The organism is Gilliamella sp. wkB112, assembly GCF_001690685.1.
In the GTDB taxonomy this organism is placed as follows: domain Bacteria; phylum Pseudomonadota; class Gammaproteobacteria; order Enterobacterales; family Orbaceae; genus Gilliamella; species Gilliamella apicola_J.
In genome coordinates this window covers 192,704-217,599 of the sequence record NZ_LZGL01000013.1, presented here as the reverse complement: position 1 = coordinate 217,599, position 24,896 = coordinate 192,704, and the positions used below count along the sequence as shown (strand labels likewise).

22 protein-coding genes are annotated in these 24,896 nt (G+C 33.5%); 15 read left to right on the top strand and 7 right to left on the bottom strand.

Annotated elements, in window-relative coordinates; all coding sequences use genetic code 11:
• Nucleotides 1-27: 27 nt before the first annotated feature.
• The 7 genes from A9G12_RS05860 to A9G12_RS05830 all read right to left on the bottom strand — a co-directional run bounded on the left by A9G12_RS05860 (nucleotide 28) and on the right by A9G12_RS05830 (nucleotide 11,124).
• Nucleotides 28-1,791 (bottom strand): ABC transporter ATP-binding protein, encoded by a 1,764-nt coding sequence (locus A9G12_RS05860; protein ID WP_065564926.1) that lies wholly within the window; start codon nucleotides 1,789-1,791, stop codon nucleotides 28-30.
• Nucleotides 1,778-3,541: an ABC transporter ATP-binding protein gene (locus A9G12_RS05855; protein ID WP_065564925.1), complete on the bottom strand. Its 1,764-nt coding sequence runs from the start codon at nucleotides 3,539-3,541 to the stop codon at nucleotides 1,778-1,780. The genes A9G12_RS05860 and A9G12_RS05855 overlap by 14 nt, the downstream gene beginning before the upstream one ends.
• 73 nt (nucleotides 3,542-3,614) lie before the next feature.
• A complete protein-coding gene (locus A9G12_RS05850; protein ID WP_065564924.1) occupies nucleotides 3,615-5,627 on the bottom strand; it encodes a TonB-dependent receptor in 2,013 nt (670 codons plus the stop codon).
• A gap of 353 nt (nucleotides 5,628-5,980) precedes the next feature.
• A complete protein-coding gene (locus tag A9G12_RS05845) occupies nucleotides 5,981-7,576 on the bottom strand; it encodes a bifunctional aspartate transaminase/aspartate 4-decarboxylase (RefSeq protein ID WP_065564923.1) in 1,596 nt (531 codons plus the stop codon).
• A 28-nt stretch (nucleotides 7,577-7,604) separates the two neighbouring features.
• The gene (gene aspT / locus A9G12_RS05840) at nucleotides 7,605-9,305 is read right to left on the bottom strand and encodes an aspartate-alanine antiporter (protein ID WP_065564922.1); all 1,701 of its coding nucleotides are present in this window, start codon (nucleotides 9,303-9,305) and stop codon (nucleotides 7,605-7,607) included.
• A gap of 310 nt (nucleotides 9,306-9,615) precedes the next feature.
• Nucleotides 9,616-10,014 (bottom strand): hypothetical protein, encoded by a 399-nt coding sequence (locus tag A9G12_RS05835; protein WP_065564921.1) that lies wholly within the window; start codon nucleotides 10,012-10,014, stop codon nucleotides 9,616-9,618.
• Nucleotides 10,015-10,056: 42 nt separating this feature from the next.
• A complete protein-coding gene (locus A9G12_RS05830; protein WP_065565015.1) occupies nucleotides 10,057-11,124 on the bottom strand; it encodes a methyltransferase in 1,068 nt (355 codons plus the stop codon).
• 166 nt (nucleotides 11,125-11,290) lie between these two features.
• On the opposite strand from A9G12_RS05830, the gene A9G12_RS05825 reads away from it, so the two are divergent.
• The 15 genes from A9G12_RS05825 to A9G12_RS05755 all read left to right on the top strand — a co-directional run bounded on the left by A9G12_RS05825 (nucleotide 11,291) and on the right by A9G12_RS05755 (nucleotide 24,876).
• Nucleotides 11,291-12,010, top strand: coding sequence for a beta-ketoacyl synthase chain length factor (locus A9G12_RS05825; RefSeq protein WP_065564920.1), 720 nt, complete (start codon nucleotides 11,291-11,293; stop codon nucleotides 12,008-12,010).
• Between the two features lie 152 nt (nucleotides 12,011-12,162).
• On the top strand, nucleotides 12,163-12,780 hold the full coding sequence (locus A9G12_RS05820) for a lysophospholipid acyltransferase family protein (RefSeq protein ID WP_218056585.1): 618 nt from the start codon (nucleotides 12,163-12,165) through the stop codon (nucleotides 12,778-12,780).
• Between the two features lie 22 nt (nucleotides 12,781-12,802).
• On the top strand, nucleotides 12,803-13,057 hold the full coding sequence (locus tag A9G12_RS05815) for a phosphopantetheine-binding protein (protein ID WP_065564918.1): 255 nt from the start codon (nucleotides 12,803-12,805) through the stop codon (nucleotides 13,055-13,057).
• A 13-nt stretch (nucleotides 13,058-13,070) separates the two neighbouring features.
• Entirely contained in the window at nucleotides 13,071-13,319 is a 249-nt protein-coding gene (locus A9G12_RS05810; protein WP_065564917.1) for an acyl carrier protein, read from the top strand.
• A gap of 125 nt (nucleotides 13,320-13,444) precedes the next feature.
• Complete coding sequence (locus A9G12_RS05805; RefSeq protein ID WP_081299673.1) at nucleotides 13,445-13,888, top strand: hypothetical protein; 444 nt, start codon at nucleotides 13,445-13,447, stop codon at nucleotides 13,886-13,888.
• On the top strand, nucleotides 13,858-15,591 hold the full coding sequence (locus A9G12_RS05800) for an ApeI family dehydratase (protein WP_065564915.1): 1,734 nt from the start codon (nucleotides 13,858-13,860) through the stop codon (nucleotides 15,589-15,591). Before A9G12_RS05805 ends, A9G12_RS05800 begins: the two co-directional genes overlap by 31 nt.
• Nucleotides 15,582-17,342, top strand: coding sequence for a glycosyltransferase family 2 protein (locus tag A9G12_RS05795; RefSeq protein ID WP_065564914.1), 1,761 nt, complete (start codon nucleotides 15,582-15,584; stop codon nucleotides 17,340-17,342). The genes A9G12_RS05800 and A9G12_RS05795 overlap by 10 nt, the downstream gene beginning before the upstream one ends.
• Nucleotides 17,326-17,754, top strand: coding sequence for an acyl-CoA thioesterase (locus A9G12_RS05790; protein ID WP_442903472.1), 429 nt, complete (start codon nucleotides 17,326-17,328; stop codon nucleotides 17,752-17,754). The genes A9G12_RS05795 and A9G12_RS05790 overlap by 17 nt, the downstream gene beginning before the upstream one ends.
• Entirely contained in the window at nucleotides 17,751-18,356 is a 606-nt protein-coding gene (locus A9G12_RS05785) for an outer membrane lipoprotein carrier protein LolA (RefSeq protein WP_065564912.1), read from the top strand. The genes A9G12_RS05790 and A9G12_RS05785 overlap by 4 nt, the downstream gene beginning before the upstream one ends.
• Nucleotides 18,334-20,667, top strand: a complete 2,334-nt coding sequence (locus A9G12_RS05780) for an MMPL family transporter (RefSeq protein WP_065564911.1) — start codon at nucleotides 18,334-18,336, stop codon at nucleotides 20,665-20,667. Before A9G12_RS05785 ends, A9G12_RS05780 begins: the two co-directional genes overlap by 23 nt.
• Before the next feature lie 21 nt (nucleotides 20,668-20,688).
• A complete protein-coding gene (locus A9G12_RS05775; RefSeq protein ID WP_065564910.1) occupies nucleotides 20,689-21,261 on the top strand; it encodes a DUF3261 domain-containing protein in 573 nt (190 codons plus the stop codon).
• Nucleotides 21,262-22,443, top strand: coding sequence for a beta-ketoacyl-[acyl-carrier-protein] synthase family protein (locus A9G12_RS05770; RefSeq protein ID WP_065564909.1), 1,182 nt, complete (start codon nucleotides 21,262-21,264; stop codon nucleotides 22,441-22,443). It abuts the gene before it with no gap.
• Entirely contained in the window at nucleotides 22,443-22,916 is a 474-nt protein-coding gene (locus A9G12_RS05765) for an ApeP family dehydratase (RefSeq protein WP_065564908.1), read from the top strand. The genes A9G12_RS05770 and A9G12_RS05765 overlap by 1 nt, the downstream gene beginning before the upstream one ends.
• 5 nt (nucleotides 22,917-22,921) lie before the next feature.
• Entirely contained in the window at nucleotides 22,922-23,653 is a 732-nt protein-coding gene (locus A9G12_RS05760) for a 3-ketoacyl-ACP reductase FabG2 (protein WP_065564907.1), read from the top strand.
• Nucleotides 23,650-24,876 (top strand): beta-ketoacyl-ACP synthase, encoded by a 1,227-nt coding sequence (locus A9G12_RS05755; protein ID WP_065564906.1) that lies wholly within the window; start codon nucleotides 23,650-23,652, stop codon nucleotides 24,874-24,876. The genes A9G12_RS05760 and A9G12_RS05755 overlap by 4 nt, the downstream gene beginning before the upstream one ends.
• Nucleotides 24,877-24,896: the final 20 nt, after the last annotated feature.

Here is a 24,896-nt window from a genome sequence, read left to right as displayed (position 1 = left end):
TAAAATACACTAAGTAATTAGATTAGATTAAATTATTGATTGTTGAATATCCCAAAACTTTTGGTAAATACCATTTTGATTTAATAGTTGTTGATGGTTACCACTTTCAGCAACCTCACCATGATTTATCACATAAATTTGTTTAGCACCAATAATCGTGGATAATCTATGTGCTATAACCAGTACAGTTTTGCCTTGGACTAAACAATTTATCGCTTTTTGTACTGCTAACTCATTTTGAATATCTAGCGCAGCAGTAGGTTCATCTAAAATTAAAATTGGAGCATCTTTAAGAATGGCTCGCGCGATAGAGATACGTTGTTTTTCACCACCAGACAAACTTTTACCAATTTCTGAAAGCTGTGTGTGGTAACCATCTTTTAAATTTTCGATAAACTCATGACATCTAGCTTGTTTACACACTGCAATCACTTCTTCGTCAGTGGCAGATATTTTTGCCATTCTAATATTATTAATAATGGTGTCCTGAAAAAGATAGACATCTTGAAAGACTACTGATACTAAACTCATTAATTGTTTTTGCGACATATTACGAATATCAACACCACCAATTTTGATTGTTCCGGATGACACATCTGAAAAGCGTAAAATGAGTCTAGTAATAGTTGTTTTACCACAACCACTACTACCAACTAACGCTGTTAATGATTTTTCAGGAATAGTTAAAGAAATATTATTAAGGACGGAACTATGTTGGTTAGGATAAGTGAAATTAACATTCTCGAATTCAATATCATAATGCTGTGGCATTATTGTTGCTTCTTTTTCGGGTAATGAAGGCGCATTTAAAATTTCTTGTAATTTTTCATAGCCAATCACCAACGTTTCAAGCATAGATGACATTTGTATAAAAGTATTCAATATATCGGTTGAACGGGCTATAACTAATAATACGCATGCTAACAACATATAATTGATAACAGCAACATTGACTAAATAAGCCCCTAAAATAATTATTAATAGTAAACTCACTTGTATAGTAATAGTAATAATTAAATTAGGTTTTTCACCCTTTTTAGTACCGATACGTAATATATTGGCGACATCCTGTGCCACTTCAATAAATTGAATAATTTTTTGTTGAGTTTGACCGGTTGATTTTAAAACTTCTAATCCTTGCACAAATTCAACTGCCTCGCCTTTAAGTTTGGCATTTGCCTGCGCTAATATACTAAAACCACGACGATAAGCTTTACGGCGCCAAAAATACAGTGGAATAGCAATTGGAAAAACTACGATCATCATTAACGATAATTGCCAATTATAAAACAATAACATAATAGAAGCTGAAAACGGAATAGTTATTCCCGTAAGGATAATGTTAATCAACATAAACGCATAAACAGCAGCTTCGTTAACACTTTGCATTAATACATAATTAATTTCACCTGAACGGTATTGATTTAAATAATCTAAGGAAATATGCCGCAATTTATTGCCTAATTTTTCTCTTAGTTCAGTAACAGCTAAATTAGAATATCCATCAGCATCATATTTTTCAGAATTTACACGAAAAATAAAACTAATAATTAAAAGGCAAATAACCATCATTAGATAAATCATGACACTATGATTATTATGAGTATCTAAAGCGATAAAGAGTGGATAAAGTGTAACTAACGAGATGCCAAATAAACATGAAGACAAAATAGAATAGATTAAACTACGAATAAAAATAGATCTTTGTTTACCTGATGCGTTCAATAAGCTCGTATACGTAGTTAATAATGATTTTACTCGACTGGTTTGTATATGACTATATTGTTTCATCGGTAACCTCATTATTTACAGAGTTAACGGCAATAGTCCAATTTCGGGCCTGTTGATATTCTTGCCATAAAGCCTGATATTTATCCGAACTTTTGATTAAATCATCATGATGACCTTGAGCAATTATTTTCCCTTGTTCTAAAAAAATGATTTGATCCGCTTTAATCGCACTAGACAAACGATGAGTGATCATAATAACGGTTTTATGTTGTTCGATTAAACGCGTGAAAGCTTTTAATAATAAGACTTCATTTATAGCATCTGAAAAAGCTGTCGGTTCATCTAAAATAATAATAGGACGATTTTGTAAAAAGGTTCTAGCGATTGCGATTCTTTGTTTTTGTCCACCAGATAACAATTGTCCCCGTTCTCCAGCCAGAGTCTGATATTGTTGAGGTAAACTCATGATAAAATTATGAATCTCAGCTTTTTGGGCGGCCTCAATTACTTGTTGATCGGTAATATTATCCAGTCCATAACGGATATTGTCTGCAATTGAACATGAAAATAGAAAATTGTCCTGAGGAACCAACGAAATTTTAGATATAAGCTGATTATATTCAATTTGTTTTATATCAATACCACCTAATGTGATGCTCCCTTGCTCCACATCTAAAAACCGCGGAATAAGATTGGCTAAAGTCGTTTTACCCGAACCTGAGTTACCAATAAACACAGTAAAACTATTTTCTATTATGCGCAGATTAATATCTGATAAAACTTGTTGGTTGTTCTGATATGAGAAATACACATTTTTAAATAGGATCTCATTATTACTAGGCGTGTTATAAGTATCAGTCCGAGTTAAAAAAGGTAAACTTTCAACTTCAAATATCCTATCAATAGCCGCTTTTGATTTTTCCAAAATTTGAAATAAGCCCATTACCGGATATATACTTTCGGCTATACCAGCAGTCAATAACAAGAAACTAAATATAGTGGTAAAAGATACCTGTTCAGACATATAAGCAAAACTTAATCCAATAATCAATATACAATTTACCAACATAGGGGAAAATAAGCTTCGAGCAATTTTGGATGAGTAACGACTAGAATAGAGCCAATCAAAAACCAATTGACTGTAATTTGTTAATGCTGTTCTATATTGACTATATGCCCCTTCCCCTGCATCAAATGTTCTTACTGCATTCATACCTTGTATGTATTCAATGATTCGGCTATTAATCTCCACCGTTGCCTCATTATATTGTTGCTTTAACAGATGCCCTTTTCGTAAAAGGTAAGACAATATTACAAAAGAAACTAACGTTATAAACAATACTAGACAGGCAAATAACCAGTTAAATATGAATAATACGAGTAAAGTAAATATAGGTGTAACAATAGCCTCAGCTTTCAATGGGGGGGCATCAGCAACAAAAGCATGTAGTTCTTTAATATCGTCGATCAATACTTTGATTAGATTACCTGACCCTATATTTCTAGCTGTTTCTAATGGTAATTGATTAATTTTTTCTACTAATCTTTTCCTTAATATTTCTTCTAATTCAAAAGCTGCATAATGTGATTTATCATGAGCATAAACTCTAAGAACATAAAAAATAATACTAATTATCAACAAACAGATTAAAGGTAAGATTGGAAAATGGGAACTATCATTTTTAAGTGCATACATTACCCAAATTAAAATAAGCCAAACACTTAATTTCAGGATTTGTGCAAAAGCAGCAACCACAATTGATTGATTGATCTTTTTTTTAACCGGTAAAAAAATATCTGAATAAACCATTAATGCTCATACCTATTTTTAATTTAAAAATCTGCTTTGGTTATCCAAAGCAGATTTATTCTTAACTAATTATTTAGTAATTTATTTGAGCTGAAACACCAATTAAACGCGGTTGTTGATAAGTCGTGTACTTATCTGAAGAAGACATGGTATTGATTTTATCCCGTGAATTGAAAATATTATCAGCATATAACATTATTCGACCTTGTTTGAAATTATAGGCTAAATATGCATTAGTCTGTGAGTAACTATTAATTTTAGAAGCTCTATTGTTTGATGCATCAGAATAATAACTATCAGTGAAATTAGTATTGACGCCAGTTTCAAAGCCAAATGGGAACGTATAATAGCCTCCAAGATTTATAGTATAACCAGGAGAACGAGTTAATTTATTATCATTATAACTTTTATTTTCACTGTATTTTTTAATTTTAGTTTTAAGTAAACCAATACCTGAAACCAAATTTAAACTTTGAGTAGCTTGCCATTCAACATTAAATTCAGCTCCATAGGTTATCGCTTTATTAGCATTGGCTATAGTAGGACTAATTGGATTACTAAAATATTCAATCTGCATATCTTTATAATCATTGTAAAATATATTTGTATTAATTTTTAAGCGTTTATCTTCAGATATCCAACGGTGATATAGCTCATAGTTCCAAACATACTCGGTACCATAACTATAGGTGGTAAAAGGATAGCGAAATGAAATTCCTGCTCCTCCTGGATTATAACCACGAGCAATTTTAGCCCCTATCCGTTGATCATCACTAATTAGATAGGCAACATCAACTTTTGGCAAAAATGCATTGGTTTTTTTACCATAATCTAAAGTAAATAAGCTACCACCTTTGCGAGTATGATTTTCTTGTTCATAACGAGCGGATAAATTAACCTCAATAATATCTACTGGATTAAAGGTAAACTCACCTAAAATAGCTTTAGTTTTAGTTTTATCATGATAATTATTGCGTACACCTAATAAAATACTATCGTCTTGCGGTGAATTGAAATATAACAGTCCAAGTAAACCTTTATAATTACCATCATTAAATTTTAACGTAGGTGCAACTTGCCATCTATGCCCTTCAACTCTTGATGGCGCATCGGCAGGAATAGATAATCGATCATGAATAAAATTAGAATAAATTAACTTATTTTCAAATTCCCAAGAATCATTAAATTGATATCCAGTATCTAATATTGTTGATGCTGAACGAACTTTAAATACAGGACGATAACTATCATGAGTAGTAGTTGGCTTAAATTCACCTTGTGGATTACGCGAATCAACGTGTGAAAAAGTTAAACGACTATAAAAATCGGGAATTGCCGAAGGCAACCAAAGTAACTTAGCTTTAGTTGTAGTTGTTTTAAATTTACGTGAATCACCAGCTGGATGGAAATTAGCTAAATGCTCATAAGATTGTCGACCTTGTTGATCCACACTTAAACGAAATAGTAGCTGTTCATTAACTAATGGTCCTGAAATCATACCCGCTAATTGACGACGATGTTGGTTACCAAAATCGCTCTTAGCTGCCGCCTCAAATTGATTGATTGGGTCAAAACTTTGCATAACAATGGCACCAGCAATAGCATTACGCCCTTGCGCATAACTTTGAGGGCCTCTAAATACTTCTACTTGTTTAATGTCCCACAACGATCTAACACCATAAGCCAATTCATTATAATTAGAAGTATCTCCATCAACTTGGACATTAAGCCGTGGACGAGCTCCAGCTAAAAAGGCTGTTGCCCCATGAGCAGATGAACCTTCTATACCTCGAATTGTAGGTAATTCATTACCTAAACCTGTTTCTAAAATATTAGGTGTATACTTAAGTACAGAGGTTAATGTTTGAAGATCTGGACGCCTTTCTATGTCTTTATTTGTCGTTACACTTAAGCTAGAACTCGTTTGTAATTCACTACGTGCTACGCCTTCCCCTGTAACAATAATTTTCTCTACATCATCTTCATTTTTTTCTTTTTTATAATCATCTGCTGCTATAACAACAGAACTATAGCAACTGATTAAGCAAAAACTTAGTAAACAAAATTTTGATTTTATTGTTTGCATCAAAAAAACCTTAACTGATAATGATTTTCATTAACAATGAAATTAGCATTTAAAAAATTTGCTGTCAAATAAATGTTTATTTAATATGATTAAATATTTAACAATTTGATTAATATTAAATAATTAAAAAATAGTGAACATGTATGAGTTCGTAGTTAAATGAGATCTATTTTACTGCGATACCATATGAATTTATTGTAAAAATAACTAAATTATCTATATTGTAGGATATCAAATAGTAATAAGTTTATCCTAGATAATCATAAAATATTAATCACAAAAAAACCCTAGATAAACTAGGGTTTGATTTTAAGTATCTTTGAAAAGATATTAGTTTTTATATTTAAGCTAGGTTATTTATTTTTAGCTTTATATTCATCATAGTATTCTTGAGCAAGTTTACGTAATGATAAACCGATAGCTGCATATTGGTATTCATTTAAATTAGCTAATGATGCCCTTGCAGAAGGGTGTTGCACTGCAAAGCCTTTACCTGGTAATAAAACCACTCCAGTTTCATCAGCAATTCTGAATAACAATTCAGTTGGATTTTTATTTTTTAAGATCCATTTAGCAAATTTATCGTCATACAATTCACGACAAATACTTTCAAGGTCGATCAAGGTGTAATAATCAACACTATTTTCATCCGATTTATGTTGTAAACCTAAATGTTGATACAGTGATGCTGCTCGGCGACGGATTAGATTCTTCAATGTTGCTTTATAGCTTTGATCGCTATCCATCATTTCGCATAAGGCAAATAACACCATTTGTACTTGTTGTGGAGTAGAAAGACCAGAAGTATGATTTAATGCCACAGCTCGGCTATCAGCTACCAAACGATCAATAAATTTCAAATTTTGAGGGTCGGTAACAATCGAACTATAACGTTTGTTTAAAACATCTTTGTTTTTCTTCGGTAAGGCTTTAATAGTTTTATCCACAATATTATCACGGGTCATGGCAATTACACCTAAACGCCAGCCTGTTGCACCAAAATATTTAGAGAATGAGTACACTAATATTGTATTTTTTGGACAGATGGCAAATAGTGATTGGAAATCATCAGCGAAAGTACCATATACATCATCAGTTAAGATGATTAAATCAGGGCGTTTTTTAACGATATCGGCAATAATTTGTAAACTTTTATTATCTATTTTTACTGAAGGTGGATTAGATGGATTGACCAAATAAAACGCTTTTATTGATGGATCTTCTAATTTACGTAATTCTGATTCCGGATATTGCCAATTAAGTTTAGGATCTGAATTAACTAATACTTCCACCAATTGATAATCATTTAATTCAGGGATTTCAAGATAAGGAGTAAAAATAGGTGCACCAATAGCAATTTTGTCGCCTTTTTCGATTAAACCATTTTCTTTCATCGAATTAAATATATAAGCCATTGCCGCAGTACCACCTTCAACGGCGAAAAGATCAATTTCGTCACGATGAAGATATTGAGCGCCCATTTGTTCTAGAACATAGGCTTTAACGACTTCTTCACTAAAACGTAACATTCTATCCGGCACTGGATAATTACAACCTAAAATACCTTCTACCATTTCTTGAAGAAAAGCATTTTCGTCTAATCCAAGTTGATCGCGAATATAAGAAAAGGCTTTACCCAAAAAGGCAACGCCTGGAGTTTCATAATTAAGACGAACAAAATGTTCAAAGCGCCCAGTTAAACCATCCTTAATCGGCATGCCACCTACACCTTCATTCAAGTAAGAATAAGACATTTCCGATTCTTGAAGTGCAAATACCCCAAGTTGGAAAAAGGCTTGACGCGGCCAAGTTGCTAGAAAATTTGGGTTACCACGACCAGCATTTAACATTACCCGATCAGTATGGCTTTGTGCTAGTTTAATTAAGTTATCTTTTAATTCAAAAGGACTTAAATTAGCATATTGAGCATAATCTGTTTTATTTTTCATAATCTGGATCCTTAATTTGACATATCAATTAAACAAAAGCCACAACCAATGGGCCTAACAAAGTTAGGAAAACATTAGCTAAAGCATAAGTAATAGCAAAAGAGTTAGTAGGAGTAGAATTACCCGCTTTGTTAAGTACTTCACCAAATGCCGGATTGGCACTGCGTGCACCTGATAGCGCACCCGCAAACACTGCCGCATTTTTATAACCAAGTACGTATTTACCAAAATAAATAGCTAGTATCATTGGTAATAAAGTCACCACAATTCCGATAAGGAAAAGGGATAAACCTTGTTCACGAATAGTATTAATCGCCTGAAGTCCAGAGCTTAGACCAACAACGGCAACAAAACCTGCCAGACCAAAGTCTTTTAATAATTGCAGTGCACCAGTTGGAATATTACCAACAGTTTGATGAAGGGAACGGTACCAACCAAAGATTAAGCCAGAAAGCAATGCGCCACCACCAGCACCAAGGGTGATTGGAATACCACTGACTCGAATCACAATTAAACCAATAATTAGCCCAACCACTAATCCTAAACCATGGAAGATCCAGTCAGTTTTTTCACTTTTAGTAATTGGCGCACCAATTCTATCAATGACACGTTTCAAATCACTATCGGCACCATAAACAGTAATAATATCGCCTAGTTGTAGATGAACATCGTCATTTAGATTAAGCGGTTGACCATCGCGATGAATAGCAATAAGGTAAATACCATGTTTTAATTTCATTACCTCATCGGATGCCAGTACTTGTTTTAAACTTTCACCTACATAACGGGTATTACGCATCTCAACATCTTGAGTGTTCATAATAATATCCATGCCCGAAGCTGAGTTAACTTCTGAACCAAAAAACTCATGAGCTTTAATCATGGCATTACGATGTCCTACCACTAAAATAATATCTTTGGCTTTTAATGCAGTATCAGGAGCTGCTTCAATAATTTTATTACCACGTTTAATTCGTTCAACGCTGATACCTTTTAATTTTTGTTCAACCTGAGCAACAGTTTGCGCAATATTATTAGTTATACGATAAAGGCGCCCACTAATATCAGACAAAGCTAAATTTTGATTATTACCTAACAGCAAAGAACCATTAAGTTGCTCAGCCTGGGCTTTCATGGCGTCATCGCGGATATCCCGACCCATTATTTTTGGTAGAATATTCACGCACACAATAATTGCGCCTAGAGAACCGAATATATAAGTAACCGCATAACCTATAGTAACATTGCTTTGTAACTTACTTAGCTCTTCCGCACTTAAACCTAGTTGCGATAAAGCATCAGAAGCTGTACCCATAATGGCAGATTGAGTTAAACCACCAGCAGCTAAACCAGCGGCAAGCCCCTTGTCTAAATGGAAGATTTTAGCTAACACAACCACTGTAACCAAACCGGCAACAGCAATGAATAATGCTAAAAAGATTTCTCGCAAAGTTTTAACACCGAGGGAACGGAAAAACTGCGGTCCACTTTCAAAACCAACAGCATAAATAAATAATGCAAATAACACGGCCTTAACGCCGGCATCGACTGTAACGCCAAAAACACTCAACGCTACCGCAACCAACAATGAACCAGCAACCCCACCAAGTTGGAATTTACCAATTCGAATACCACCAATTAAATACCCTAAACTTAACGATAAAAACAAAAGAATTTCAGGTGAATGTTTAAGTCCATCTAAAATCCAATTTAAAAGCCATTGAAGCATAATAATAGTCCTCAAGCATGAAAAAAAAAGAAATAAGAAAGAAATGTAGGGAATTGGAGCCATATTCAGTAAATTTTGAATACAGTTATATATTAAACTGCTTATTAAATAATAGATAGTTAGTTTTAACGATTAATAATATAGTTAGAAGGTTTTTTATTAATGTGTATTTTGTTGAATAAGAAATTTAGACTAATTATAAAAAATAATTATTAACAGAGAATTACTAAAGTAAAGCATAAATCCTAATGCTAGTTCATTAATAGGCTCAATAAAAATTGAGCTTATTAATTAAATTGCATGTATAACTTTATTTAGCATTAAAAATGTTCTGTTTGATTTTTACATCTAGATTATTTATCCAACGGTTATAATTTCGATGTACATTGCCATTTTTGCTTTTTAAATTATCGCTTACAGATACATAATTTATTGAATAACTTGTTGCTGAATAAGGAATGTTTACAACAGCTTCAAACTTACGATTAAACAAATGACCTCGAATAGTATTTTGGTCAATAGATTCCATTTTCCATGTACCAAAAGTAGATTCACCTTTAGTTGCCGATGCTAAAATAGCTTTTTTTACTTGCTCTTTGGTTAGGCCTTCTACAGGTGTAGTAATATTGTGGGGTGCCTGATATTTACTAGAACATCCAAATAAAAATGTAATGAACATCATAGTTAAAAGAATTTTAATAAATTTCATTGTATTACTCCTTAGATAGTTATCATTTAATTATTTTATTACTCAACGTTTTTTACATATTAACAGGGTATGCCCAAAACCTAAACCATCAATATCCTGCTCAACATGAAAACCAGCTGCACTCAAGCATTTATAAAACACTTTTGAATGATAGAAACGACTATTACCATTAGCTAAACAAGTAAAATATAATGAAGAAGCATTTAAACTTAATGCCCCAGCTGAAAATGCCTGTCTATCCCAAAATAGGTCCATAATACAAACAGTTGCATTATCTTGCATACTGTGATGAATTAACTTCAAAATATCAACAATCTGATCTTCACTAAAACAATCTAAAAACTGACTCATCCACCATACATCTGCTTCACTAGGTAATTGTTGTTCTTTTAATAAATCTACTGCAAACCCGTTAATACGATCCATGAACCCTGCTTGTTTTACATTTTCTTGTGCTACAGCAAGCTGCTCTGGTAAATCCAATATTGTGATTTTTACTTCTGCATTTTGTTGGGCACAATATAGTGCCCATAAACCTGTATTACCACCAACATCATAAATGTGTATAGGAGCAAGTTTATTTACATAAGGGTAGGCAGCTGGAAATGAATGATTAGAGTAAAAATGATCAAATTCGAACCAACTCTTTTTGGCCTGTTCAGGTAATAAGTTTAGTGCCGGGTAGATTGTTTGCCACTCACCAAAAACTTTTAATCCCGCTGGGTACCCTTTTTCGAGGGCTTCTGACAAATAAAACATACTTTGATAACAAATATCTTGAGTAAAATTCATATTAACTTGGGTCATTTTATCATGTAATAAGTAGTGCCCTATTTTACTTAAAATATAACTTTCATTTCGTTGGTAAACCACATGCATGCTCAACCCGACATCCAATAAAAGTTGAATTGCATAAGAAGAAAGCGAAACTTCTTTGGTTATATTATCAATATTAGTTCCTTGTGTACCAGCACGATCTAAACAGGCTAAAATTCCATTTTTTTTCATACACACAACGGCTTGAAACAAAATTGGGTAAAATGCAATCTTTTGCGCTTCGGTAATTGCATCTAAAGCAGAATGGATGTTTTGATCATAACCATACTTAATATTTTCCTGACTGGTCAATTTAATTCCTTTTTATGTTGTTTTCATAAAGTTTAAAAGCTTATACTTAATATTTTCTGGAAATCAAGTTACTAACGATATACTATAAACGATTATCGTTTAACAAATCAGTGCATAAATAATATAGTTATTTAAAAATATAATCAAAATGAATTTTTCTTTTTCTATTGACAGTTGGTTTGCATTATCATCAGGATTATCCAATAGAATTGATTGGAGCTTATGGTCAAAGCATTCAAATCATGACTGGAGTTTGCCTTTACCTAAATCAAAAAAAATACCTATGATGCAAGCAAGAAGAATGAGTGAACCATCTCGCTTAGCTGTCGAAGTTGGCTTAGAACTTATTGAAAATGAAGATATTAATTTAGCAATTTTTACTAGCCGTCATGGAGAATTGGAAAGAACTTGCCGAATTTTATCTATGCTTAATCAAAATACTGCAATATCACCCACTGATTTTGCTTTATCTGTGCATAATACTGCAGCAGGGGCATTAACTATAATAGCCAAACGAACCATTCCAATAACATCACTTTCAGCTAATATTGATAGTTTTCATCAAGGTTTACTTGAAGCATTACCATTAATTTATGCACAAGATAAAAAAGTGTTATTGATTGATTTTGATGGCAAGATCCCTGATATTTATCAAACACTAATAAAACCAACTATTCCTGCTTACGCAGTCGGCTATATACTAAGCCAAGGTAATCAATTTAGTTGCCAAAACATAGAAAAGACATCAACTTTTTATCTAGCTGAACACCCGCAATCCCTTGCTTTTTTACATGCTTATTTAAATAAAAAACAGAAATTTACTATAAAAGGTAATACTCAAGATTGGCAATGGACACAAAACATATAATACATAAAATTGCAAGTAAATTAAATCAGTGGTGGCGACTATTGGCAACTGCATTTGGATTTATATTATTCGGATTTTATGGGTTAGTTGTATTATCAATAATATGGTTTAGTTTATTGCGATTATTTATTTGGAATAAGGATAAAAGATGCATGATTGCCCAATGCACAATCAGTTTGAGTTTTAAAATTTTCCTATGGATTGTTAAAACATTGGGTATAATTAATTATAAATTCGAGGGCATAGAAAAACTTAAACAGGATAAAAATTGCCTTGTTGTGGCCAATCACCCATCTTTATTAGATGTTGTACTTTTAGTATCGGTAATGCCTCATTGTAATTGTTTAGTTAAGGGTGCTTTATTAAATAATATTTTTATTAGTCGCATTATAAAAACTGCTGGTTATATTTTAAATGGTGAAACTAATAAAATTTTGTCTAATTGCCAAGAAATATTATTGAATGGAGGCCGAATATTGATATTCCCAGAAGGTACGCGAAGTGTACCCAATCAACCAATAAAATTACAAAGAGGTGCAGCTAATATTGCACTACGTTGCCAAGCAGATATTCGCATTATCCATATTGATTGTGATCCTTTTTGGCTGATAAAAGGACAAAGATGGTATCAAGTCCCAGTCAAAAAAACCGTGTTTAATATTACAGTGGGGGAAAAAATCACAATTCATGAATTTTTAAATAACAACACAACTATAGCAGCGAGGAAATTGACCAGACATCTAACATCAGTACTAACACAAAAATATTAAAAAATAAGTAAAAGGAAAACTAATGGAAAAATTACACAATGAAATTAAAACTCTCATTATTCATGTTCTTAACTTAGAAGACATAACTCCTAATGAAATTGAAACCGAGGCACCATTATTTGGTGATGGTCTTGGCTTAGATTCAATAGATGCATTAGAACTTGGTCTTGCGATAAAAAACCAATATAGTATTGTTTTATCAGCTGAAAGTGACGAAACTAAAAAAGCATTCTATTCGGTTAAAACATTAGCTAATTTTATTTCTTCACAACAATAAGGAGTCCTATAGCATGGATAAGCAACAAATTTTTGAACAAATTCAATCTGCACTTGTCCAACTTTTTGAGTTATCACCAGAAGAAATCAAACCTGAGTCAAGGCTATTTGAAGAATTGGATCTTGATAGTATAGATGCTGTTGACTTAGTTGTTCATCTACAAAAAAAGATAGGCAAAAAAGTCGATCCCGAAACATTTAAATCGGTAAGAACTGTACAAGACGTAGTTGAAGCAGTAAATAATTTAATGAATGATAAATAATAAACATGAATAAATATAGAGTAATAATAAAATGCATTACTAATATTTTATTAGTATGTTATCCATTTATTATCTATTTATCTCTACATTATCAATGTATTAATCTAGCAATTTTATGTTTACTAATGTTTTTTATATTACGCATCTTTACCTTGCCCAATATATTCTCTTATATCCAATGGCTAGCAAAGATTACTGCGTGTGTAGGTTTATTCTTAGCAATTCTTAGTTGGGTATTTACTAAGTATCAGCTACTACTTTATTATCCGGTTGCTGTTAATGTGCTATTTTTTGCAGTTTTTTGCTACTCTTTAACACAACCACAAACAATAATAGAAAAATTCGCAAGAATACGTCATTCGGAGTTATCACGAAAAGCGATACAATATACTCGTAAAGTAACATTATGTTGGTGTGTATTTTTTGTATTAAATGGCAGCATAGCACTTTTAACCTGCCTATTGGATAATATCTCTTACTGGACAATTTATAATGGCCTGATTAGCTATATTCTCATTGCAATACTAATGGGGGGAGAATGGCTTATTCGTCAAAAACACCAAAATTAGCCTATTTATCTGAACAGCTATTACGACCTGAACATGAAATAATTGCTTTTAGACATCACCAACCATTATTAGTTGGAGATCTCAAACAGCAAGTGTTATTAATCTGTCATTCACTAGTTCATTGCCCGCAAAAATATTGGGCGTTATCCATGCAAGATAGCTTTAATTTTGTGGCAGGATTATTAGCATTACTTTATTTAGGTAAACATCCCCGCTTGCTCGATCCATGCCATCAAGAAATGCAACATTTTTACGAAGCGATATTGACCGATGATAAAACAATTTATCAAAACCAATATGATAACCAACAAATTATCGATATTAATTCACTAAATTCCAACAATCTAACCTATGATTATAATCTTTTGGATAATGGCTTTATCCAAAAAACCTTCACGTTGTTTACCTCCGGTTCAACAGGATTACCCAAACCAATTGAAAAATCAGTTTCTCAGTTGGAACAAGAAAGTTTAGTTCTTCTATCTTACTGGGGAGAATTGTCTAGCGATCTATTTGTGGCGGCTGTTTCGCATGAACACATGTATGGTTTAACCTTTAAAATTATGTTAGCACTAAGTTGTAAAATACCATTTGTTTGTGAAAAAATTATTTATCAAGAACAATTTACGGCCTATAAACATAAAAAATTAATCTACATTACCACGCCTTCAATTATTAAAAATTTAGATGATAAATTGCCTGCAATAAAATGTGATAAAGTGATTTCGTCGGGTGGAAAATTAACTTATGCCGAAGCACAACTTTGTCAACATAACTTCACAGTATTACCAAATGAGATATATGGTTCAAGTGAAACTGGTATTATAGCTATTCGCCAACAAAAACAGCCTGATATGCCTTGGCAGTTATTTGCGCCAATGCATATTAAAATGGAAGAAAGCCAACCTGCACTATTTTTTTCACCATTACTTGATAAACCTCAACCATTGGATGATAAAATAAGATTAGTGAATAGCAGATCTTTTTATTTAGATGGTCGCCTCGACAAAATCATCAAAATATCGGAAAAACGAGTTTCATTGACTTATATAGAAAATAAATTCAATCAACTTAATCAAGTCGAACAAGCATATGTTATCCCATTAGAACATAATAATCGAACTATTCTTGGTATAATAATTAAACTCAATCATTCTGGGCAACAACAATTACAACATGAAGGAACGTTCAAATTATCACAATATTTTCGACAATCCTTAAAAGATACATTATCATTAAGCGAAATGCCTAAAAAATGGCGATTTATTAATGATTTTCCTAAAAATACTCAAGGCAAATGTACTTATATTGAATTAAAAAAATTATTTGAGGTTACCAAAATGAGTAAAATACTTCCTGAAGAAATAACCTTAAATATCAATCAACATCAAGCTGATATTGAGCTGAATATACCACCTGATCTATTTTGGTTTAAAGGCCATTTTGTTTCACAACCACTATTACCAGGAGTGGCTCAACTCAATTGGGTAATTTATTATGCCCAAAAATTTTTTAACGCGAATTTAGCCTTATCATCGGTGGAAGTAATCAAATTTCAATGCCCTATATTGCCTGAAGATCACTTATTGTTACACATAGAATGGAACACTCAGACACAAAAATTGTTATTTTCTTATACTTTTATTACCCCAGAAAATATCAATAAAGTGGCCAGTTCAGGAAAACTTACATTATGCCAGTAACAACCTATATAACGGAAACAACATCAATTAATTACTGCTTTGTTATTCCATGTTATAATCATAGTGAAGCATTAGCTGGCGTTCTTAATAGTATTGAAACTTATCAATTACACTGTTTTTTAATTGATGATGGCAGTACCAGTGATTCGGCAAAACAACTGCAACAAATCTCTCAACAATTACCATGGGTGACCTTAATTCGTTTACCAACCAATCAAGGTAAAGGTGGTGCCGTGATGACTGGAATTAAATATGCCTATCAACAAGGATATTCACACGCAATTCAACTTGATGCTGACGGTCAACACAATTGCCAAGATATTATGCAACTGATCGCACAATCCAAATTATTTCCTAGTGCATTAATATCTGGTCGTCCTATTTACGATGATTCTGTACCTAAACATAGATTAATAGCTAGATATATAACCCATTTTTGGGTATGGATCGAAACTCTATCTTTTGCAATTAAAGATAGTATGTGTGGATTGCGTATTTATCCATTGCCATCAACTTATAAGCTAATTAATCAACATCAAATAGGTAAACGGATGGATTTTGATACAGATATAATGGTCAGATTATATTGGCAAGGTTCTTCGGTTATTTTTATACCTACTAAGGTAATTTACCCAAAAGGTGGCATTTCTCACTTCAAAGCATTCCAAGATAATTTACTTATTTCTTGGATGCATACCAGACTATTCTTTGGTATGTTGCCACGATCAATTTCTTTAATAAAACGAAATCTTAATAAAAAAAAACAGCAAACCCATTGGTCTCAAACTCAAGAAAGGAAAGGATTGTTAGGCATTAAATTTATCCTCATGCTTTACCGTTTATTAGGTCGAAAAGTGGCGCAACTGATCATGTTTCCAGTTATAAGCTATTTTTGGTTAACCGGTAAAAAGCAACGGCAAGCATCAAAAGATTACTTACAAACAATCAAACAATATTACCACCACATTCCATTAGTTGATAAAAAACAACTTACTACATTTCATCATTTTCAACGCTTTGGCGAATCATTACTCGATAAACTTGCCAGTTGGCAAGGTGACATTAAAATAGATGATTTGTATTATCCTAATAAACAAAAATGTTTAAACATTATCGCTGAAAAGCAGGGCATTATTTTACTCTGTTCACACCTTGGCGACATAGAAATGTGCCGAGCAATTGCAAAATTATCCCATCAAGTAACAATTAACGCCCTAGTATTTACTCATCATGCCGCCCGTTTTAATCAAGTCTTGAAAGAAGTTAATTCAGATTCTGCCATTAATTTAATTCAGGTCGACACCTTAGGGCCTGATACAGCAATTTTATTAAAACAAAAAATCGACGCTGGTGAATGGATAGCGATTGTTGGCGATAGAACATCAAGTAATGCTCATCAAAGAATGCAAGAAAACTCCGTTGTTTGGACTGATTTTTTAGGTAAACCCGCCCCGTTCCCTAAAGGGCCATTTATCTTATCTGCTACATTAAAATGTCCTGTTTATTTAGTTTGGGGATTAAAACCTAATGGACGTTTTCAATTCTATTTTGAACATTTTTCCGATAGACTAAATTTAACCAGAGCCAATCGCCAACGTGAACTGGAATTAATAATACAAAGTTATGCTAAGCGTTTAGAGCACTATTGTTTAATATCGCCTCTTGATTGGTTTAATTTCTATGATTTTTGGCAATTTAGTCAACCTAAATCCAATAACCTAACGCTAAAGAAAAATGGACATGAATTGTAATACTAAATGCTGTGCGACAATCGAATATACCACCTCATTTCATGATACTGATGCAATGGGTGTTGTGTGGCATGGCAATTATTTAAAATTTTTTGAAAAAGCACGAGAAGCTTTATTTCAAAAATACCATTATGGTTACCGCGACATGATCGAGTCTGGTTATCTTTGGCCTGTTGTTGATGCAAGAATAAAATACTCAGCCTCAACAATTGCTGAACAAACATTACAAATAACTGCAGAATTAGCAGAATATGAACACCGCATAAAAATTAATTATAAAATAATTGACGTAAAAACCGGGAAAAAAACAACTTCTGGTTATACCATTCAAGTGGCTGTATCGGCCATTAATCAGGAAATGAGTTTTGTTACTCCCAAAATATTATTAGAAAGGTTTGGATTAGTAGAATGAAACAATATTTAGCTGCTTCTATTAGCATTTTAGGGTTGTTTTTAACAACTTGCTGTCAAGCAATTACGCTAGCAGATTTACAACAACAATTTAGTAAGAATGAAATTGTACGGGCGGATTTTAGTCAGGATCGCTATATTAATGGTTTACCCGATTCATTGCATTCAACTGGTAAAATGATCCTATCGCAAAAATTAGGATTATGGTGGCAACAATTAACTCCTTTTGAAATGATATTAAAAATGAATCAACAACGAATGGAACAAAACATTGCTGATCAAAAGCCACAGATCATTACGGCAGAAACTCAACCACAATTATTTCAGTTTAATCATTTATTAACGGCAATATTTACCGCAGATAGAAAATTGTTAGAAGATAATTTTGACGTCACACTAAGTGAACAAAACAGACAATGGACTTTACTGCTAAAACCTAAATTAGCGCCATTAAGTAAAATTTTTCAACAGATAACATTAAGTGGCGAAGTCTATCTACAAAAAATTATCATTGATGATATGCAAAATGATAAAACGGTTATTTCATTTTCTAATCATCGCACAACACCATTAAATAAAAATGAACAACTATTATTTAAATAAGTTTGTAACACTAAAAACTGCCGCCATTTTATGGCTGATGATGGTTATTACCCTGCTATTGGCAACAGGTTATCTGGTTTCTAATAGCAAATTAAATAGCAGTATATTATCTTTATTACCTAAAGAACAAACCAACAAGGTACCATCTGAACTTATTAATAGTTTTCAAGATAGACTCGATAAACAATTAGTTTGGTTAATTAAACCAGCCGATCCTAATAATACCGAACCGGTAATGTGGTGGTACCAAAATTTACAACAACAAACATTTATTCATCAAACAAACGGCTTATTTGACGAAAATTTTCAAAAAAGTTGGGGGCAATTTGCTTATCAACATCGTTTTCAATTAATAGATGACCAAACGATCGCACGGCTTAAATCAAATCAACATTTTTCTTGGATCCTAAGTCAACTATACTCGCCTTTTAGTGGGGTTAGTGCTAGTGAACTAACCAATGACCCTTTACTTCTAATACGTTCATCACAATTAAACCAGTTAGCCAATACCGGCAACTTAATGGTTAAAAATAATTGGCTTACTAGCAAGGATGAACAAGGTGCTGTCTGGTACATGATTTATGCTGAACTGAATGGCTCTTCATTTAATATGAACCAATCACACCAAATCGTGATACAGCTAAATCAACTCACCGATCAATTAAAAACAAAATGGCCAGAAACAAAAATATTAAAGCGTGGGGTTTTATTTTATAGCGATTATGCTAGTCAACAAGCTCAAAGTGATATTTCAACTATTGGCAGTATATCAATTATCGGCATCGTCATTTTAATTATTACTATTTTTCGTTCAGTTAGACCGATCTTACTTTCCTTATTATCAATTTTCATTGGTATTGTTTGTGGATTAGTTGCTGTATTAACTATATTTGGTGAAATTCATGTAATTACTTTAGTAATGAGTACCAGCATCATTGGTATCGCTATTGATTATTCACTTCACTATCTTACTGAACGATTATTGCACGGCAATCAGGAATCACCTTATCTAAGTTTAAAAAAATTAATAGCAACATTAGCCATTGCCTTAAGTACCAGTTTTATTGCTTATTTAATTTTATTAATTGCCCCTTTCCCTGGGTTAAAACAACTGTCAATATTTGCTATGTTTGGCTTAATTGGCGCATTTATGACTGTGATTTGTTGGTATCCATTTTTAGTCAAAAAGTTGCCTGTACGGGAAAATATAGGTCAACACTTATTAAGTTTTTGGCTTAATCTCTGGCAAAAAAGAGTAATGCAACTCTTTATGATAATATTAGCTTTAATTTTTATTGGTTATGGTTTAAATCAACTTAACGTAGATGATGATATTGGCAAGTTACAAGCTTTACCTGCTGAACTACAACATCAAGAACAGCAAATAATTAATATCACTCACCAATCTTCAGACCAAAAATGGTTTATAGTATTTGGCGATACCCCTGAACAAACATTGCAAAGATTGGAACAATTTTTACCAAAATTAGAACAAGCAAAACAAAATGGAGCCTTTAAGCAATATCAAGCAATTAACTTGCCATCGATGGCTAAACAACAACAAAATATAGTTACATTAGAGCAATACGCACCTGAGATCATATCCTCGCTTAAGCAAATCAACCTACAGGTCGAATTACCTCATTTCAACCCAGTTAATACCACTTTTATTACGCCAGAGTTATGGCAACAAAGCACAATCAGCCATGGTCGAAATTTACTGTGGTTGTCATTAAAAGATGGTAAAAGTGCTACCTTGATACCAGTAAGTGGTATTCATCAATTAAATCAAGTTAGACAATTATCTCAAATAGATAACGGTGTTTATTGGTTAGATCGTCGTTCCGACTTCAATACTATGTTCACCAACTACCGCATTCATATAGCACAACTAATTACCGTTACCGTAGCAATTATTTGTTTGAGTTTTATCATCTACAATCGTAAGCATGGGTTAATTGCTGCGTTAAAAAGTACCTTACCAACACTTTTATCGATTGGTATGGCATTATCGATACATGGAATTACAAATCAATCACTCAATTTATTTTCAATGTTGGCACTCATCCTTGTCATTGGTATCGGTATCGATTATAGTCTGTTCTTAAGTAATTATAAAAGCCAAACCAAAAGTGCATTATTAGCTGTCACCATGGCAGCTTTAACTACGCTATTATCTTTTGGACTTCTGATAATTAGCCATACAAATGCTATTAGAGGATTTGGTTTAGTGCTAACTAGTGGAATTTTCGCTGCATTTTTATTTGCACCATTAGCTGTACCCCAAAACCAATATTTAAAAAATAAATAATCCAAAACTAGGTGATTCAGGATGAAAAAATATTTAATTTTAACAATACTTATGTTAGGAATGCTTATTTCTGCTTGCACAACTAAACCCCACGCAGAGGCATGGCTAACTAAGGAAACAAGAGTCAATCTTCCAATACCTAATTTACAGCAAGATTATCACGACCAACAACTACTAAAGTTCAAATATAAAAACCAAGCAAATTCACTTATTACTTTAGTTGATCTCAACCAAAATCAACTTAAAGTTATTGGATTGACAGCGTTAGGAATTCGATTATTCGAAATTGAATATGACGGTCGAAATATTAAAACGAAACAAAATATATTCGTTAAAGAATTGCCAGCACCTCAGCAAGTTTTATCTGATATTATGTTAAGCATTTTACCTACTCAACAATGGCAAGTAGTTTTACCGGAAGGCTGGCAACTTATTGATAACCAACTACATAGAAAATTACTTAATGATAAACAAGAAACTATTATCGACATAACCTATAAAGAAAAACCATCCCTGCAAATAAGAAAACCTATTCAAATTGTACATAATATATTTGGCTATCAAATTGACATTCAAAGTATGGAAGCGCAGTAAATGATCTATATAGCTGCACTAGGTGCAATTAATGCATTAGGCAATACCTTGATTGAAATTAAGCAAAATCTAGCTAACAATTATCGAGCTAGCCATTGCTTAGTTCAACGACAAGAATGGTTATTAGATGGTCAACCAACATGGTTAGGAAAAGTCTCAGATGATTTGCCCAACATTCCTAAACCTTTATCACTATACTCAACACGCAATAACCGACTTTTGTATGCAACGTATCTGCAAATTCAACATGAAATAGAACAAATTATTAGTCAATATGGGCGTAAAAGAGTAGCAATTATTATGGGGACCAGTACTTCCGGTATTCATGAAGGTGATCTCGCCGTTAATCACTACTTACAAACTCAAAACTTTCCTTCAAGCTATAGTTATAATCAACAAGAATTGGGTGATCCATCTTGCTTTTTGACCGCGTTACTTGGTTTAAAAGGTCCTAGTTATACTATTTCGACAGCTTGCACCTCAAGCGCCAAAGCCATTATAAGTGGAAAAAGGCTAATCGAATCAGGTCTGGTCGATGCAGCAATTGTTGGTGGTTCCGACAGTTTAAGTAGAATGCCAATTAATGGTTTTAATGCGCTTGAATCTCTGTCTGCAAACCCATGTATGCCATTTGCAGAAAAACGTAATGGCATAAATATTGGTGAAGCAAGTGCTTTATTTTTACTAACCAAACATGAAACCAGTGACATAGCAATTTTAGGAATCGGCGAATCATCTGATGCCTATCATATCTCATCGCCGCATCCGGACGGTTTAGGTGCGCAACAGGCTATGCAAATAGCACTTGATGAAGCTAAGTTAAATTCCAATCAGATTGGCTATATCAACTTACATGGCACCGCAACTATATTAAATGATTTGGCTGAAAGTAAAGCGGTATATCGCTTATTTAACCAATCATTACCGCCATGTAGTTCAACCAAACACCTTACTGGACACACATTAGGGAGTGCCGCCGCTACCGAATTAGCAATTAGTTATTTATTACTCACTAACAAAATATACTTACCACAACAAAATTTTTCAATATCAGCATTTGATCCAAATCTTGATAAGATCAATATTGTTACGCGAGATATGATCTTGGAATATCCGGTTATAATGTCAAACTCTTTTGCATTTGGTGGTAACAATGCATCGCTTATTATTGGGAGAGTATAATGCAATATTACCCAGCAACTGATTATTTACCGCATGAAGCGCCAATGGTAATGATTGACAAAGTTCATTTAGTTGATGAAGAACATTGCATTTGTGGTGTGCAAGTCAACCAAGATGGAATCTTAGCACCTTTTTTAAATAACGATAAAGCATTACCTAATTTTTATACCATTGAATTAATGGCGCAAACTATTGGTATTTGGAATGGTTACCATGGCATGAGCAAGCATAAAAAACCACAACTAGGAATGTTATTAGGAGGAAGATCAATAAAAACTACTTTAACCGCCTTCCCTCACCTAAGCCAGTTAATAATACAGGCTAATTTAGTTCTTTCTGATGCCAAACTAGCTAATTTTGATTGCCAAATAAATATCGACCAACAATGTGTAGCATCAGGTAAACTTAATGTTTATGAACCTGATCATATGGAATTACAATATCTTGTTGGTGAAAAGCGATTAGGAGTATAAGTTTAATGAAACGAACGGTTCTTGTGACAGGTGCAAGTAAAGGAATTGGCCAAGCGATAGCCCAAAAATTATCTCAAGATGGTTTTAATATTGTTATACATTACCACAACGATAAACAAGGCGCGGTTGATACCCAACAAAGTATTGAACAATCTGGTTGCGAAGCTCGGTTACTACAGTTTGATGTAAGTGATCGATTACAATGCCAACAGGTGATTGAAGCAGATATTGAGCAGCATGGTGCGTATTATGGCATCGTTAATAACGCGGGTATAATTCGCGATGGCGCCTTTCCAGCCTTAACCGAAAATGATTGGGATGCTGTTATTCATACTGATCTCGATAGTTTCTATAATGTATTACATCCTTGTATTATGCCAATGATAGGATTACGTTCTGGTGGAAGGATTATTGTTATTTCTTCTGTCTCAGGGATAGTCGGTAATCGTGGGCAGGTTAATTATAGCGCAGCTAAAGCCGGTTTAATTGGAGCAAGTAAAGCCTTAGCGCTTGAACTTGCTAAACGCAAAATTACGGTTAACTGTATTGCACCAGGTTTAATTGATACCGGTATTTTAGCTATGGAACCTATTGCACTACAAGAAGCTATGAAAATGATCCCTTTAAAACGAATGGGACAAGTTGAAGAAGTAGCAGGACTTGCTAGTTACCTTATGTCAGACCTTGCTGGATATGTAACCCGGCAAGTAGTATCAATCAATGGGGGGATGGTATGACAAAACGAGTAGTTATCACCGGAATGGGTGGAGTCACTGCATTTGGTTATGATTGGTTTACTATCCAAGCTAGATTAAAAAAATTAGAAAATGCGGTTAGATATATGCCCGAATGGGAAATCTATGATGGTTTACATACTAAATTAGGTGCACCTATTGATCAATTTGAATTACCTGAACATTACACCAGGAAAAAAATTCGCTCAATGGGGCGAGTATCCTTGTTATCAACCAAAGCAACCGAAATAGCGTTAGAGAAAGCGGGATTACTCAATGATCCAATTATTACTAATGGTGAAACTGGAATAGCATTTGGTTCATCAACCGGTAGTACACAACCCGTAGCTTCATTTGCCACCATGTTAAATGAAAAACACACTAACAATATTACCGCAACCACTTATATCCAAATGATGCCACATACTACAGCAGTTAATACCGGACTTTTTTTTGGCTTAAAAGGGCGTTTAATTACCACGTCTAGTGCTTGTACCTCAGGCAGTCAGGCGATTGGCTATGCATATGAAGCAATAAAATTTGGGATGCAAACGGTTATGGTGGCTGGCGGTGCTGAAGAGCTGTGTCCATCTGAAGCCGCGGTATTTGATACCTTATTTGCCACAAGTCAAAAAAATGATACACCAAAATTATCGCCAAAACCTTATGATCGCGACAGGGACGGACTGGTAATAGGTGAAGGGGCTGGTGCATTAATATTAGAAGAATACGAACATGCTAAAGCTCGAGGCGCTAAAATCTATGGTGAGATTATCGGCTTTGTCACCAATTGTGATGCAAGTCATATTACCCAACCTCGGCAAGAAACAATACAATACTGCATGCAACAATCATTAAAACAAGCGGGTCTAGATCCGAGTGCAATTGGTTATATTAGTGCTCACGGCACTGCCACAGCACGAGGGGATATTGCTGAAAGTAATGCCGTTGCTAATATATATGGCAATAAAACGCCTATATCATCATTAAAAAGTTATTTTGGTCATACACTTGGTGCCTGTGGTGCACTCGAGGCTTGGTTATCGATTGAAATGATGCATACTGGTTGGTTCCATCCAACCATCAATCTTAATAATGTTGATCCTCAATGTGGTGATCTGGATTATATTGTTGGTTCTGGTCGTGATTTAGACATTGAATACCTACAAACCAATAACTTCGCTTTTGGTGGTATTAATACCTCAATTATCATCAAACGATTATAAATAATAGGATTATTAATGAT